Origin of the sequence: Brevibacterium oceani (assembly GCF_017948325.1) — a bacterium.
In the GTDB taxonomy this organism is placed as follows: Bacteria; Actinomycetota; Actinomycetes; order Actinomycetales; family Brevibacteriaceae; genus Brevibacterium; species Brevibacterium oceani.
On the sequence record NZ_CP072846.1, the window covers coordinates 741,340 to 757,237 of the forward strand.

Genomic DNA, 15,898 nt, shown 5'->3' on the forward strand with positions numbered 1-15,898 from the left:
GCCGCGCCCTGCATAGTGAGCGGGCCTGCACCGATGACCGCACCAGATGACTGCACCAGAAGGAGATCAACACCCATGAGTGGGAGACACTGCCGCGATCTTCGCGTGGAGTACCAACACGCCCCGAAGGCGGTCGCGACGAAGCGCCCGCGATTCAGCTGGATCGCCGACCATGTCCAAGAGCACTACCGGGTTCGAGTCTTCAGAGGACAGCAGACGATGTGGGACTCCGGCCTCGTCGGGTCGGCTGACACCGCCTTCATCGAGTACGACGGCGTGCCTTTGGTCGCAGACGCCGACTATCGCTGGTCGGTGCTCAGCCGCGGCCCGGCGGGTGAGATGTTCGCCGAGTCCACCTTTTCGACGGCACTGCTCGATGCGTCCGAGTGGACTGCGCAGTGGGTCGAACCGAAGCAGGAGCCCACCGCCATCGAACGCTGGAGCCTCTTCGACTGGATCGCCGGCCGCGTTCCCGAGTCAGGCCCCGAGGGCAGGCTGCAACCTGTGCAGCTGCTGCGGCAGGCACTCCATATGGACGAGGCCCCGGTGAGGGCCCGCCTGTATTCCAGCGCCCGCGGGGTCTACACCCCCACGATCAATGGGCACGTCTGCGATGATCAGGTACTGGCACCTGGCTACGACAGTTACGAGCATCGGATCAGCATGCAGTGCGCCGATGTCACCGCGCTGCTTCGCCCGGGAGAGAACGTCATCGGCTTAGCCCTTGCTGATGGGTGGTTTGCGGGCCGGTTCGGGATCTCAGGCTCCAGCGCTCAGTTCGGCGACCGGACCTCAGCGACCTGGCAGCTCCACCTGGAGTCGGCAGAAGGAGAACGGCAGATCATCACGTCCGGGGACGACGTCGTTTCACGCCCCGGCCCCTGGCTCTACTCCGACCTCTCGATCGGCGAATGCTTTGACGCTCGTGCGCTGCCGGCCGGTTGGGACCGACCGGGATTCGATGCCAGCGACTGGAATCCCGTCCGGACCGCACCTGTCGAACCGAACCTCCTGGTTCCCTTTGCCGGTGAGCCGATCCGTCGGGTAGCAGAGCTTCGCCCGGTCGGTCTGGAGCGAAGCGGCTCATCCTGGGTGGTCGACTTCGGACAGAACATCGCAGGGCGAGTCAGACTTCGGATGCGGGGGCTGACTCCAGGGCATCGAGTGATGATCGAACACACGGAGACCCTCGATGCCGACGGCGAATGGTTCCAGAACATCGAAGGCGCGAACAAAGACCAAACGGATGTCTACGTCAGCGCGGGTGGGGACGGTGAGACCTTCGAGCCCAGTTTCACCTTCCATGGCTTCCGGTACGCGCGCATCACGGGAATCGCCGAGGTGATCGCAGACGATGTCGTCGGGGTTGTGATCTCCAGCGACCTCGAGCAGACCGGTGAATTCGCGTGTTCGGACACTCGTCTCACCAGGTTGCACGACAACGTCGTATGGAGCCAACGGGCGAATTTTCTCTCCGTGCCGACCGATTGCCCGCAGCGAGAGAAGATCGGCTGGACCGGGGACATTCAGGTGTTCGCTTCGGCGGCGACGAACAACGCGAACGTCGTGCCCTTTCTCAGTCGGTGGCTGGAGAACTTGCGTGCTGACCAGCTGCCGACCGGCGAAGTCCCCATCACCTCTCCGCGCTCGCCCTTCGACATCGAAGCTGCTGCGCAAGCACAGGGTCTGGGCGCGATCGTGTCTGCCAGCGGGTGGAGCGATGCGATCGCCTTCGTGCCCTGGGCGGTCTACGAGCGCAGCGGGGACACACGCATCCTCGAAGAGAACTACGCAGCCATGCTCGACTGGATCGAATTCCAACGTCGAACAGCGGCAGCCGAACTGCCGACATCGATCGATGAACGCGAAATCTCCCCCGTTCGCCGAGCCCGCCAGTCGCTGCTGTTCAACACAGGCGACCATTTCGGAGACTGGCTGGCCCCGAGCACACTGCGCACCGGACCGCTGCACGAGGCCATACTCGTTGCGCCGCGAATGACATCCGAGTTCGTGGCTCCCATGTTCCAAGCTCAGACGCTGACGATCGCCGGGAGAGCTGCGGCCGTCCTCGGCCGCAGCGAGGATGTGTACAGGCTCGCTGCGCAGGCCGCAGCGGTGCGGGAGGCATTCGCCGCCGAGTATCTCGATCCCCAGGGCCACCTGCCCCACGAACTGCAGGGACTGTACGTGCTCGCGCTCGCCTTCGACATGGTGCCGGCCGAGAAGAGACTGTACACCGCCGCTCACCTCGCAGACCTCGTCGAGGACAACGGATACCGCCTCGACACGGGCTTCCTCTCGGTGCCCTATCTGCTCGATGTGCTGTGGGAGACCGGGTACCCGGAGATCGCCCGTCGTCTGCTCAACCAGTCGCAGGTCCCATCATGGCTCTACGAGGTCGATCGGGGTGCAACGACGATTTGGGAGTCCTGGGATGCTGTCGCACCGGACGGGACACCGCGGCACCAATCCCTCAACCACTATGCCTTCGGCTGCGTCGATGACTGGCTGTACCGACGTGTGGCAGGCATCCGTGCCACGTCTCCGGGGTTCCGCACGGCCACGATCGATCCCGACTTCGAAAGCGGCCTCGAATGGGCGCGTGCTCACGTCAGCACACCGTGGGGCCGCCTCGGCGTCGAATGGACGAAGGCCGGCGATACAGCACAGGTATCCGTGACTGCACCGCACGGCACCGAGGTCGCTCTCGCCACCCCTGATGGCCTCATCACGGTGCCGCCGGGACGGTCCAGTCACACCTTTCCCGTTTCATTTCCCATCGCCACACCCACCAGCTGAGCCAACCTCAGCATTGAGATCGAAGGAGCTCTCATGACCACTGCCCCCAAACCGATCACCGACCCGGTTGAAGAACATCCGGTCGGCGCTGCCACGTGGCCGCGTCCGCGACGAGGGTTCATCCCCCTGCTCGGTCTCACAGTGGCCACCGCGTACGGCGCTTTGCTTGCACAGGCTGTGCTCACACTCTCGTTGAAGTCGAACGAACTCGATGCCGAGAACGCCACCACGGTGCTGTCCATCGTCGTGGCCGTCGGCAGCATCGCCGCGCTCATCGGCAATCCGCTGCTCGGCCGCCTCAGCGATCGCACTCTGTCCAGGATCGGCAGGCGGCGTCCGTATCTGCTCCTCGGTGCCGCAGCCGCGGTCCTGGGGGCGTTCCTGGCGGTGGCCGCGACGTCGACCGCGCTCTTAGCGGCTTCTTATGTGGTCACCACAGCCGGCATGGTGTCGATCACCGTCGCGTGTGCGGCGATCGTCCCGGACCAGATCGCACCGGACAAGCGCGGAGCTCCATCGGCGATGATCGGGCTGGGCGCTCCCATCGGTGCCGTCATCGGCCTATTCCTCGCCCAGCTCGTCCAGCCGAATCTGACCGCGATGTTCCTGCTCCCGGCGGCGGTCTCCGCGCTGACGGCATTGATTCTGGCGCTCACGATCAAGGATCGTCGGCTGGAGCGCAGCGAAAGGCCGAGATTCTCGTTCCGAGAGCTGCTCATGACGTTCTGGGTCGACCCCCGCAGAAGCCCGAGCTTCGCGTGGGCTTGGGCGAGTCGCCTGATGATCTTCTTCGGAGTCGCCACCGTCAACGCCTACCAGGCCTTCTATCTCATCATGGTCCACGGCGTCGATCCGGCGACTGTGGGCACATCCATCCTCATCGCCACATCGATTCTCTCAGGTGTCTCCCTTCTCCTCGCCCCGGTGATCGGCAAGATCTCGGATCGGGTGGGCCGGCGCAAGCCCTTCGTCATCGTCGCCGCGATCGTCTTCGGCCTCGGACTCGGGCTGGTGGCCATCGCCCCGAGCTACTCGATGTTCCTCGTCGCTGTGGCCGTCATGGGAGCCGGCCAGGGTGTCTACTTCGCCGTCGATTTCGCTCTCGTCACCGAAGTGCTGCCGGATCCGGACAATCCTGCCAAAGACCTCGGGCTGATGAACCTCGCGACGTCTCTGCCCTCGACGCTCGTGCCTGCGATCGCGCCGGCGCTCCTGGCCATCGGCGCCACCGCGGCGAATCCGCAGAACTTCACGGCGCTGTTCGTCGCGGGTGTGATCGCGGCATTTCTCGGCGCCGTGTTCATCGTGCCCATCCGGCAGGTCCGCTGACCCTCGAGAGCCCGTCCCGCACCACCAAATCTTCGTCGTTGTCGTCAAAAGGGAGAACCATGAGCACAACACAGTCGCAGAAACCGTTCCTCTGGGGCGTCGCCACCGCTGGTCACCAAAACGAAGGAGACAACAGCGCGAGCGACATCTGGGCACTCGAACACACGGTTCCGACGCTCTTCGCAGAACCCAGCGGACGCGCAAACGACAGTTGGAACCGATGGCCGGAGGATCTTGACACGGCAGCCGGATTGGGCTTGAACGCCTTTCGCTTCTCCGTCGAATGGGCCCGAATCGAGCCGTCGCGCGGCGAGATCCGCACAGATGCGCTCGACCACTACGAACGCGTCGTCGACGGCTGTCTTGATCGGGGGCTGGCTCCTATCGTCACGCTCAACCATTTCGCATCACCCCAGTGGTTCGCCGCCGGGGGATCGTGGCTGGACCCTGATGCGGCCGAGCTCTTCGCGGCTCATTGCGAACGAGTTGCGTCTCGGTTCGGGGATCGGATCGCAGCCGCAGTGACGATCAACGAACCCAATCTCGAGCGGATGCTGCAGGCAGGTGAGAAGCTTCCACCGGAGGCAGAAGAGATCAAGGTGCAGATGCTCGCGTCGGCGGCCAGGGATGCCGGGACCGCTCAGTTCTTCGCGACCAATGTGATCCCTGCGGCCAAACAGGCGGAGTTCGAAGAGGCGATGACGCGGGGGCATCAGGTCGCCCGTGCGGCGATCAAGGCTCAACACAGTGATCTGCCGGTCGGAGTCTCCATCGCTATCTGTGACGAAGTCGCCCTGCCGGGAGGAGAGCCTCGTCGAGACCGTAAGCGATCGGCAGTCTATGATCATTGGCTGCACGTGGCTAGGGACGATGATTTCATCGGGGTTCAGAACTATGAGCGGATCGTCCACGGTCCCGACGGTGAGGTCATCGGAGAAGGCGCACGCAATGGCATGGGCACGGTCGTCGAACCGGCTTCTCTGACGGGGGCCGTCCGCTATGCCCATCAGGTCGCCGGCGTACCCGTCCTTGTCACCGAACACGGTATTCAGACCGACGATGATGCTGTGCGTGCGGAGTTCATCCCGGCTTCGCTCGACCTGCTCGCGGAGCTGATGAATGACGGGGTTCCCGTTCTCGGGTACTGCCATTGGACGTTGATGGACAACTTCGAGTGGATCTTCGGGTACCGGCCCAAGCTCGGTCTCGTCGAGGTCGACCGCAGCAGCCTGGAGCGCAAGCCGAAGCCCAGTGCTGGGGCCTATGCGCGGACCGTGGCGCGTCATCGGGAACAGAGCTCGGGTATGCGCTGACGCCGGCGCCGCCGAAGTTGTGATCGTGGCCTCGGCGAGGGTGGCTATGGGGTGCGGGGGAGTTGGCGATTCGGGAGGAACACGGCAGAGTTATTGGCGTGAAGATCAGGAGGAGGGTTCTGGGTGGCGCGGTGGCGCTCGCCTTCGTGCTGTCGGGCTGTTCGCTGTTCGATCCGGACGGGTCATCGTCGTCGAGCCAGTCACCGGAGCCGAGTCCGACTCCGACCGAATTCGAGCAGTCGTTTGCCGGCGATGTCTCCGGCGAGGCGGCCACGGTCACTGTCGGTACCAAGCGGACCGGCGCTGCTTTTGCCGCGGACAACATCGGGGTCTCGTTCGAGGCCACGGACCTCGCCGATCCACGACTCGATCCCGCGAAGTCCAACCTCGACGAGCAGCTGAAGTCGCTCGGGTCACCGGCGCTGCGATTCGGCGGCAATGCCCTCGACCGGAGAACGTTCTGGACGTCGAAAGGGGAGAAGCCGACGCACGACGAAGAGACCACCGTCACCCCCGATGATCTCAAGCGGTTGAAGAAGCTCGTCGAAGCCACCGGGTCGACGGTGACCATCGGCATCCCGCTGGGTACGTACGACCCCAAGCGCGGGGCGGACATGGCCGCGCACGCGGTCGACATCCTCGGCGATTCTCTGGTGGGGCTGGCGATCGGCAACGAACCGAACGGGTACACCGTCGACGATGTGCCTGGTGGTGCGGTGCGCGGCAAGGGGTGGAACGAGGCCGAATACGTCAAGCAGGTCGAAGCGTATGCCAAGGCCATTCACGCGAAGCGGCCCGAGGCGCCGATCATCGGGCCGGACGTCTATGACGGGGCGTGGATGACGGCGTTTGCGGATTCGTCAGTGAAGAAGAAGGCCGCGATCTCGCAGCACTGGTACCAGCTCTACGAGTGTGACTCGACTCAGGTTCCGGGTCGGGGACCGCAGGCGGCGAACCTCATCGACCCCGTGGCGAAGGAGGCGGCGAAGAAGAACCTCGGCATCGGGAAGTCCAAGGCCGACGCGGCGGATCTGCCGCTGTGGTTAGAGGAGACCGGGCCGACGAGCTGCCCGGGCACGAACGACACGTCGCTGACGAACGCCTCGGCGCTGTGGGCGGCGGATTACACGCTGTATGCGGCGACCCTTGGCGTCGAACGCATGGCCATGCACTCGATGCTCGGGGCCTGCAACGGGGGAGCCCCGATGTCGCTCATCTGCGATCCGGCCGACCACGGGGATCGGTCCAACTCATTTCAGGTGAGGCCGAACATGCTCGGGCTGCGGCTGCTCGCGCCGAGTGTGGGTGGGGAGTTCACACGGTCTTCTGTTTCCGGTGGTGGGAATATAAGCGCCTACACGGTGGTGAAGAACGACGGGCGCACGCTCGTGACGACGGTGATCAACGCGAATGATGCGGCTTCGGTGGGTGGGAATCCGGTGACGTTGTCGATGCCTTCCGGGTTTGCTGTTGATTCGGCGTCGCAGGTGTATGGAGCGTCGAACGATGTGAAGAGTGCGACTCAGGTGGTGCCGGCGAATCCGCTGTCGGCGGAGGTGCCGTTCAGTGGGGATGGGGACGGGGCTGGGGCTTCGGTGTCGGCCGGGGCGAGCTCATCGGCCTCTCCGAGTGACGGGGCGGGAGGAGTCGCTGATGATGGAACGCTGCGGATGGACCTTGCAGGGAGCTCGGTGACGGTATTCGTGTTGAAGACACGCTAGGAGAACGATATCTGCAGCCGATGCGGGCTGAGGAAAATGGCCCCTAAAACTGCACCGAGAAGAGCCGCCGCCGAGGTCATCACCCAGGACAGATGCCACCCTCCGACCGCCGTTGCGATTGCAGTCAGCACGATCGGACCGACGAAGTTCGCCGCGTTGTACACCTGAATCATCAGTCCCATCACCGCCGGGGCCGATCCACCCGGTGGTGCGACATCGACGGCGATTCGCGTGATCGTCGACGGGATCAGGGCCGCGATGCCCGAGAAGAGGACGGCGATCGTCAGCTGAATCCATTCTCCGCCGATGGCACTGCTCCAGTCAGGGGCGAAGATCAGCGTGGTCGTGACGATCATGCTGATCATTCCGATCAGCACCAACAGCCGCGGCGAGAACCCCTGCTTGAGCAGCTGTCCGCTGATGACGTTGCCGGCCCCATTGGCTCCGCCGACGACCGCGGTGGCGATCCCGACGGCGATCCCGTCCTGGTCCCCGACGATATCGGGCAGAAAGCCGATGATCGCTCCCCACTGCAGCGTGTAACAGGCGAAGATGATTGAGATGACCCACGGCATCGACGTCTGCAGAGTGGCACCGATCGCGCTCCACGCGGACCTGAAGTCCACGGCATGCCCGTGATCAACCGGGACGGTTCGCATGACGATGACCACCATGAGAGCCGAGGCGACTCCCATGATCATCCACCAGATCTGCCAAGTTACCCAGTCGAGCCCACTCAGCAGTACGGTGGAGACGAGGACAGCGATGAAGACCGCGATGCCCTGGAACGCCGACCACCAGCCCATCGCCTGGGACACCCTGCTCTGATCAGTGGTCATGCGAATGAGCGGTGGCGCGGCCAGGGTCACGAGAAGGAAACCGATTCCCTCAAAGGCTCGCGTGACCATCAGCTGCCAGGTTTCCTGTGACAGCGCTCCGACCAGCGAGCCGATCGCCAACATCGTGAGACCGACGATGATGGTGGTGCGCAGTCCGACCTTCTCCGAGACCAGCGACCCGCAGAGCCCGAGAAGCAGTGCCCCGACCTGGACGATGCCGAGAAGGACACCCGATTGGACCAGACTCATACCGAGGTCCTGGCGGATGAAGGACAACGCTCCGGGAAGCTTCCACACATGCATCGCGGCGACGATCCCGCACCCGAGGAGGACAATCCATGCACGACTGCGAACGGACTCCCCGGCTTCAGCGTGGGGCGAGACGATCGACTTGCGCACGGATATCACGTTCACTTTCTCGACGCCGGAAAATCCCCCTCATTGGAGTCCTGCGACGACCTCACCGTACCAACGACCGGGTGACCAGTCGGCGGCTTCACACTGACAAAGGGGCTTCGTGGCTCGGCGCCGAGTAGTCGACGGCCCGGCCCGCGCTCGACTTCGTCACGAAGAGGATGAGCAGCAACATGATCATCGATGACACGGCGAACGCTGCGAAAGCGGCAAAACCCCAGTCATGCAGTCCGAGTGCCATGAGCTGCCCACCCATCCAGGGACCGAAGACCGCGCCGAACCGGCCCATGCCTGTCGTCCAGCCGATGGCCGATGCTCGTGTTCGGGTGGGGAAGACGTGGGCGACCGCCGCGTACACCATCGTCTGCGCGCTGAAGAGGAAGAAGCCCGCGACAAACACAACCAGGTACGTGATGATGACCGGCATCTTGACACTGAGCAGGCACACAGCGACAGCCGTGACCAGGAACCACAGCATGGCCACCTTCACCGGTCCGAGCGAATCCGAGGTCCGGCCTGCAACCAGGAGTCCGAAGACTCCGCCGAGGTTGATGACGATGAGGAACGACAGAGACGACCCGAGTGCATAGCCATCGGCCGCCATGAGCTTCGGCAACCAGGTGCTCACTCCGTAGACCAGGAGGAGACCGCCGAACGAAGCCGCCCAGAACAGCAGTGTGATGACCGCGTTCCGGCGCTGGAAGAGGCGGCCCAGGTTCCGCAGGAAGGACCCCTTCGGTGCCGATCCGTCGGCGTTGAGCTCCGGCAATTCCATACCGAGTTTGTCAGCCGTGGCTCTGGCCTTGTCCATCTTGCCCTTGGCGACGAGGAAGCTCAGCGACTCCGGGAGGAGCGCATAGATGAGCGGCACGAGCAGTACGAAGGGAATGACACCGACCCAATACATCGAGCGCCATCCGGCCGATTCCAGCAGGCTGATTCCCAACAGCCCGGCCACGATGCCGCCGACCTGATGCGCTGTCATGAGGATGCCGATGGACAGGTTCCGCCGGTTATCGGTGGCAAATTCGGAGACCATCGCAATCGCAGTCGGCAGAAGCCCGCCGAGGCCGACACCGGCGATCGTGCGGAAGACGCCGAATGCGGCTGCCGAGGGAGCAAGAGCACAGCCTGCAGATGCCACGGAGAAGATGATCGTGCACACCATGATGCCACGACGGCGTCCGATCGCATCGGTCATCATTCCGGCGCACAGCGCACCGATGAGCATGCCGAAGGTCGCATAGGAACCGATGTTGCCCGCATGCAGGTCGGTCATTCCGAAGTTCGCATCCGAGGTCATGGATGGAATGGTCGCGCCGTACATGAAGGTGTCGATGCCGTCGAAGAAGACGGCCAACCATGACAGGAACAAAACGATAGTGACACCGCGTCTGCTCGTCGCGGGTTGGGAGGAGGGTGCAGAGACCATGTGGCTTCCTCAGTTCGAACTCGTCGTTGAGAGTGGGCTCGGGTCGAGCCGACAACACTGAGTGAACCAGTCACGATCTCTAATTGTCAACAATATAATCAACAATATTTCTGAGAAGCTCTGGATGCGGAGGCATCTCGGGGTTCGATGTGAGCCTTCTGTCTGGGGTTCGGTGCGCCCCTATCGTGCCGCTTCGATCGTTTTGATCGACCGGGCAACGCTGCTGATGTGCGCCTGCATTGCCGCGGCGGCCGCGTCCGGATCCTGGGCGCACACACTTTCGATGATGGCCAAGTGCTGCGGAAGCGACTCCGCCGGCCGACCTGGCTGCTGCGCAAGGCGGTACTGGAAGCGCACCGCCTGGCCGCGCAACCGCCTGATGGTTTCGGCGGCGGTGCGCTGTCCACTGATCTCGATGACGAGTGCGTGGAGCTCGCGATTGCAACCCGAATAGGCTTCGCGATCACCATCGCTGACAGCTGTGGTCATGCGTCGACCGATGTCTCGCAGTCGTGCGACATGGTCAGAGTCGACGTTCTCGGCGGCGCGGCGGGCGCACAGAGACTCCAGTGCTCCGCGAACCTCGGTGATCTCGATCGCCTCATCGAGTGAGACTGCGCGGACACGGGCACCGCGATTGGCCACCTTTTCGACGAGTCCTTCGGCGGTCAGGTCGGCCAGTGCGATGCGGACATTGCCTCGGGAGGAGCCGTACTCATCGCTGAGGTCGGCCTCGACCAGGCGTTGATCGGGTACGAGGTCTCCCGCCATGATCTTCTCCCTCAGCCTGTCGCGCAGGCGATCGGCGGGCATCGAACGTTTCCGAGCGGCGGGCTGGGGAGTCGCCTCGGCGGGGGTGGAAGAGGCGGCTGCGGGGGAGTCTGGCATTCTCAATTGCTCCGTCGTCGGTCAGGCTCGGTCTGGTTCAGGCTATCGACAAGCATCGAGTTTGGCGACGACATTCCGGATTGAGAACACGATTGTTAACATTTATGCTTGAGTCACCGCCATCGAAGGGATTGCAAGGATGCACGATCGGGTCATCGCTCACAGCACGAGCCGTCGAGGTTCCCAGACTGCTGTGCCTGCGTTGTTCATGCGCGGGGGAACGTCCAGAGGCGCCTTCTTCTACGGTCCTGACCTTCCTGATGACATCGACCTCCGCGACCGAGTCCTCCTGGCAGTGATGGGCAGCCCCCATCCACTGCAGATCGACGGCCTCGGTGGGGGACACCCGCTGACGAGCAAGGTCGGAATCGTCTCTGCGTCGGATGCCGACGACGTCGACCTCGATTTCACCTTCGCTCAACTCCAGCCGGAGAGCACAGAGGTCCAGACCCGTGCGAACTGCGGAAACATGCTCGCTGCCGTTGTCCCCTTCGCCGTGGAAATCGGCCTCATCGTCCCCGTCGAGGATCTGACGACCGTGACGGTGAGGACGCTCAATACCGGTCTCGTCGCAGAGATCGCGGTGCATACGCCGTCCGGTCCTCACGGACATCGAGTCGTGGAGTTCGAAGGGGACACCCCGATCGACGGAGTCAACGGCACCGGCAGCCCGATCTCCATCCTCTTCCGTGACACAGCAGGATCCATCGCCTCCTCGCTGCTGCCGACAGGTCAGCGACGCGACGAGCTCTCCCTGCCCGACGGCACCGCTGTGGAGGCGACTCTGATCGACAACGGTCAGCCCGTCGCGCTCCTTCGTGCCTCCGACCTCGGGATCGAGGGCACCGAGACTCCCGAAGCCCTCGAAGCGAACACCAGCCTCACGGCGGCCGTCGAGCACCTCCGGCTGCAAGCGGGAGAACTGATGGGACTCGGCGACGTCACCGACAAGAGCTACCCGAAGATGACCCTCGTCTCCGCGCCGAGTCCCGGTGCAGCCCTGACGACCCGCAGCTTCATCCCGCACACCGTCCACCGATCCATCGGCGTCCTCGCCGCGCTCACTGTCGCCACAGCTGCCTGCATGGACGACACCGTCGCCGCCGAGATGGCCCAACCCGGGACAGGGAGTGCTCGTACCCTGCACATCGACCACCCCAGCGGAAGCTTCCCCGTCGAGCTGCGCCTCGATGGGGACACTGTCACCCGCTCGGGCCTGACCCGCACCGCTCGCACTCTCATGGCCGGATCGGTCTTCGTGCCCCGCAGCGTGTGGGCCGGATACGAGTCAGACTCCGCTGTCTCACCCATCGACTCTGTCTCCCCCATCGACACCATTCGCGCTCAGCCACAAGGAAGCAACGCATGATCATCGACTGTCACGGCCACTACACCACCGCACCGAGCCCGCTGGGTGAGTGGCGAGACGAACAGCTCGCCGCATTCGACGCAGACCGCGTACTGCCGGAGGCCGGACCGGCAATCAGTGACGATGAAATCCGCGAGTCGCTCGAAACCAACCAGCTGCGACTCATGGACGAACGTGGAATCGATCTCACGATCTTCTCCCCGCGCGCCTCATTCATGGCTCACCACCTGGGCGATGCCGCAGTTTCTGCGCAATGGGCCCGCGTGTGCAACGATCTGTGTGCACGCGTCGCTCGACTCTACCCACAACGCTTCGCGCCGGCAGCGATGCTTCCGCAGTCCCCAGGCGCCGACCCGGCCGGCTGCGTCGAGGAGATCCGACGCAGCGCTGTCGAGAACAATGTCGTCGCGGTCAACATCAACCCCGATCCCTCCGGCGGATACTGGTCCTCGCCACCGCTGACGGACCCCGCGTGGTTTCCCATCTACGAGGCGATGATCGAGCACCAGCTGCCGGCCATGATTCACGTGTCGACCTCGATCAACCCGGCCTTCCACACCACGGGCGCCCACTATCTCAACGCCGATACCACCGCAGTGATGCAGCTTGTCGAGGGCGACCTGTTCGAGCGCTACCCGGAACTCGGACTCGTCGTTCCCCACGGCGGTGGAGCAGCCCCCTACCACTGGGGGCGCTTTCGCGGCCTGGCGGCGGCGCAGGGCAAACCCGATCTCCATGAGCACCTGTTGAACAACCTGTACTTCGATACCTGCGTCTATCATCAGCCGGGCATCGACGAACTCCTCACCGCGATCCCGACGAAGAACATCCTCTTCGCTTCGGAGATGATCGGTGCGGTGCGTACCGTCGATCCTGAGACCGGCCACTACTTCGACGACACCGTCCGCTACATCAACGACGCAGACATCACCGATGAGCAGCGTGCCTCGATCTTCGAGAACAATGTCAGGCGGGCCTACCCGCGACTCGATGAGCTCCTGCGTTCCCAAGGACGCTGAGATGCCACTTCTGGGATGCCTCATCGCCCACCCCCTCTGACTCCCAGCCCATCACCAGTGAAAGAAGACAGCATGTTCGATCTCGGAATCGTCCACACCTCCATCACCCGCCCAGATCCCGCCGAAGTCGATCGGCTCCGGGCATTCGGCGTGGCCACCGTCCACGAAGCACTCGGACGGGTGGGGCTCATGCGCCCCTACATCCGACCGATCTACCCGAGTGCACAGTTGTGCGGACCTGCCGTGACTGCGCTTCTGCAGCCGGGCGACAACTGGATGCTCCACGTCGCCGCCGAACAGGTTCAACCCGGAGACGTCGTCGTCGCCGGTTGCACGACCGAATCGGAGGACGGGTTCTTCGGAGAACTCCTCGCCAGCTCGTTGCGATCGCGTGGGGCCACAGGCCTTGTCATCGACGGAGGGTGCCGTGATACCGCAGAACTCGAAGAGATGGACTTTCCCGTCTTCTCCCGCGCCATCAACGCCAAAGGCACCGTCAAAGCCACCCTTGGGTCAGTGAATGTCCCCGTTGTCTGCGCGAACGCACTCATCCACCCCGGCGACGTCATCGTCGCCGACCACGACGGAGTCGTCGTCGTGCCCCGGGACCGCGTCTCCGCGGTGGCCGACGCTGCACAGAAGCGCGAAGACAACGAAGCGCAGAAACGAAAAGAGTTCGACGAAGGAGTCCTCGGACTCGACCTCTACGGCATGCGCGAACCACTGGCCGGTGCCGGCCTGACCTACCTCGACTGAGGGCGAAAGGAATCCACCATGACGAATTACGAGAACTTCGATGTCTCCCACCTCGGTGCTGTTGAGCTCTTCACTCCGGTATTCGACGAGAGCCTGAGCTTCTTCACCGACCTGCTTGCGATGAGGGAGGTCGCTCGGATCGGCGATTCCGCATACCTGCGCTGTTGGGACGAATACGAGTTGTACACCATCAAGCTCACCGCTTCGCACACCAACGGTGTCGGACGCACCCTCTACCGGGCCTCGAGCCAGGAGGCCCTCGACCGTCGTGTCGCTGCGATCGAAGCCACCGGACTCGGGCACGGGTGGAAGGACCCCGAAGTCGGTGTCGGCGCTTCCTATGAGTTCGAAGACCCCGACGGTCACCTGATGGCGATCTACTACGACACCGAACGCTATGTGCCCGACGACGCTGACCGGCCGGCGCTGAAGAACCAGGCCGCGAAGTTCCCCGGCCGCGGGGTCAACGCCCGCCGTCTCGACCACATCAACTACCTCGCCGCCGATGTCACCGCCTCCGGGGAGTTCTGGCGGGATGTGATGATGGCCCGCGAATCCGAACGCGTCGCCCTCGACGACGGAGGCTACGGCGCCTGGTGGTATCGCTTCCAGCAGAAGTCTTACGACGTCGTCTATTCCAATGATTGGACCAAGGAACGCGGCCGCTTCCATCACCTTGCCTTTTCTCCTGATACCCGCGAGGACATTCTCAAGGCCGCCGACATCTTCCTCGAAAACGGAATCTTCATCGAATACGGTCCCTACAAGCACGCGATCAATCAGACCTTCTTCCTCTACGTCTGGGAACCCGGCGGCAATCGCATCGAATTCGCCAACGCCGGCGCCCGTCTCATCCTCGACCCGGATTGGCCAGTCGTCGAATGGAGCGAGGCCGAACGGGCGAAGGGCCAGGCTTGGGGAATGAAGACCGTACCCACATTCCACACTCACGGCACTCCGTATGTTGAAGACCAGGAAGAGATCGACCGGGCCGCCATGGAAGGCCGTCCCTACACTCCGAAGGCATAGTTGCCCAGCCTCGGCGAGGGGCACAGCGTCGGTTGTGCACTTACCTGCCGTCGACGTGGATCGACCCGAAGTCGGCAGGTGTGGCCACTACTGCGCGGATGACCGTGGAGTAGAACCAGTCGAGCGCGCCCTGGCTCTGCGCTGTGCTGCGGCGGCAGACATGCAGGCGCACCGGTGGAACCTCGAAAGGCAGGTCATGCAGTTCGAGGTTCCATACGTGTGCCCACCCTTCGGCTATCGGGCGCGGGATCACAGCGATATGCCCGGGATTCGAACGCAGCAGGCTCGGCAGAGCGGCGAATCTCTCGACAGTCGCGGCGGGATCACGGGAGACGCCGGCCTGACGTTCGGCCGTTTCAAGCAGATCTGCTGCCGAATCCCCGCTGACTGAGATTCGCGGAAGCGCAGAGAAACGCTCAAGCGTCAACGGTTCCTCTATTTCCGGGGACTGGCGGGACATCACCGCGATATACGACTGGTCCTTGACCCGAGTGCGGACGAAACCGCCGGACAGATCCGCGGGCGCCACCGCCACATCGACGAATCCGCGCTCGAGCCATTCGACGAACCGGTTCTGATCGAGAGCGACCGACTCGATGCGCACATTCGGTGCCGTCCTCCTCACTTCGCTGAGAATGTTGCCCATCCACCCGATCTCCCCGAGCTCCGAGAGGGCGATGCGGAAGACCTTGTCCGAGGTGCTCGGGTCGAAGCGATGAATCCGACCCAGGGCGGTGTCGATGCTGTCGAGAGCGGCGCGCATATCACGGTAGGCATCCTGGGCCACCGGAGTGGGTTCCATCCGCCGCCCTACTCGCTCGAACAGGGGATCACCGAAATGCTTGCGCAGCCGCCCCAACGATTGGCTGATCGCCGACTGCGTCACGTACAGCTCTTCGGCAGCCAGAGTGAGGCTGCGCGTCTCGTGAACGATGACGAACACCCTGATCAGGTTGAGGTCGATCGCCGCCATGAGTCACCACTTCCGAA

12 protein-coding genes are annotated in these 15,898 nt (G+C 63.6%); 8 read left to right on the forward strand and 4 right to left on the reverse strand.

The window, feature by feature from the left end; all coding sequences use genetic code 11:
• Positions 1-75: 75 nt before the first annotated feature.
• From J9314_RS03240 to J9314_RS03255, 4 genes are all read left to right on the forward strand, one after another.
• Positions 76-2,799 carry an alpha-L-rhamnosidase gene (locus J9314_RS03240; protein WP_210604511.1) on the forward strand — a complete coding sequence of 908 codons (2,724 nt, stop codon included), beginning with the start codon at positions 76-78 and terminating at the stop codon, positions 2,797-2,799.
• A 33-nt stretch (positions 2,800-2,832) separates the two neighbouring features.
• Positions 2,833-4,128 carry an MFS transporter gene (locus tag J9314_RS03245; protein ID WP_210604512.1) on the forward strand — a complete coding sequence of 432 codons (1,296 nt, stop codon included), beginning with the start codon at positions 2,833-2,835 and terminating at the stop codon, positions 4,126-4,128.
• 59 nt (positions 4,129-4,187) lie between these two features.
• Positions 4,188-5,441 carry a glycoside hydrolase family 1 protein gene (locus tag J9314_RS03250; RefSeq protein ID WP_210604513.1) on the forward strand — a complete coding sequence of 418 codons (1,254 nt, stop codon included), beginning with the start codon at positions 4,188-4,190 and terminating at the stop codon, positions 5,439-5,441.
• Positions 5,442-5,539: 98 nt separating this feature from the next.
• Positions 5,540-7,162, forward strand: a complete 1,623-nt coding sequence (locus tag J9314_RS03255) for a beta/alpha barrel domain-containing protein (RefSeq protein ID WP_246490582.1) — start codon at positions 5,540-5,542, stop codon at positions 7,160-7,162.
• Here the strand turns inward: J9314_RS03255 and J9314_RS03260 are convergent.
• The 3 genes from J9314_RS03260 to J9314_RS03270 all read right to left on the reverse strand — a co-directional run bounded on the left by J9314_RS03260 (position 7,159) and on the right by J9314_RS03270 (position 10,735).
• The gene (locus tag J9314_RS03260) at positions 7,159-8,400 is read right to left on the reverse strand and encodes an MFS transporter (protein WP_246490583.1); all 1,242 of its coding nucleotides are present in this window, start codon (positions 8,398-8,400) and stop codon (positions 7,159-7,161) included. The two genes, J9314_RS03255 and J9314_RS03260, sit on opposite strands and share 4 nt — an antisense overlap.
• A gap of 97 nt (positions 8,401-8,497) precedes the next feature.
• On the reverse strand, positions 8,498-9,847 hold the full coding sequence (locus tag J9314_RS03265; RefSeq protein WP_210604515.1) for an MFS transporter: 1,350 nt from the start codon (positions 9,845-9,847) through the stop codon (positions 8,498-8,500).
• Between the two features lie 180 nt (positions 9,848-10,027).
• Positions 10,028-10,735, reverse strand: coding sequence for a GntR family transcriptional regulator (locus J9314_RS03270; protein WP_343207044.1), 708 nt, complete (start codon positions 10,733-10,735; stop codon positions 10,028-10,030).
• Positions 10,736-10,928: 193 nt separating this feature from the next.
• Here J9314_RS03270 and J9314_RS03275 point away from each other — a divergent pair, with 193 nt between their 5' ends.
• From J9314_RS03275 to J9314_RS03290, 4 genes are all read left to right on the forward strand, one after another.
• A complete protein-coding gene (locus J9314_RS03275) occupies positions 10,929-12,104 on the forward strand; it encodes a 4-oxalomesaconate tautomerase (protein ID WP_246490584.1) in 1,176 nt (391 codons plus the stop codon).
• Entirely contained in the window at positions 12,101-13,123 is a 1,023-nt protein-coding gene (locus tag J9314_RS03280; protein WP_210604520.1) for an amidohydrolase family protein, read from the forward strand. Before J9314_RS03275 ends, J9314_RS03280 begins: the two co-directional genes overlap by 4 nt.
• Before the next feature lie 72 nt (positions 13,124-13,195).
• Positions 13,196-13,879, forward strand: a complete 684-nt coding sequence (ligK, locus tag J9314_RS03285; RefSeq protein ID WP_210604521.1) for a 4-carboxy-4-hydroxy-2-oxoadipate aldolase/oxaloacetate decarboxylase — start codon at positions 13,196-13,198, stop codon at positions 13,877-13,879.
• 18 nt (positions 13,880-13,897) lie between these two features.
• Entirely contained in the window at positions 13,898-14,908 is a 1,011-nt protein-coding gene (locus J9314_RS03290; RefSeq protein WP_210604522.1) for a VOC family protein, read from the forward strand.
• 40 nt (positions 14,909-14,948) lie between these two features.
• On the opposite strand, the gene J9314_RS03295 is transcribed toward J9314_RS03290, so the two are convergent.
• Positions 14,949-15,881 carry a LysR family transcriptional regulator gene (locus J9314_RS03295; RefSeq protein ID WP_210604523.1) on the reverse strand — a complete coding sequence of 311 codons (933 nt, stop codon included), beginning with the start codon at positions 15,879-15,881 and terminating at the stop codon, positions 14,949-14,951.
• Positions 15,882-15,898: the final 17 nt, after the last annotated feature.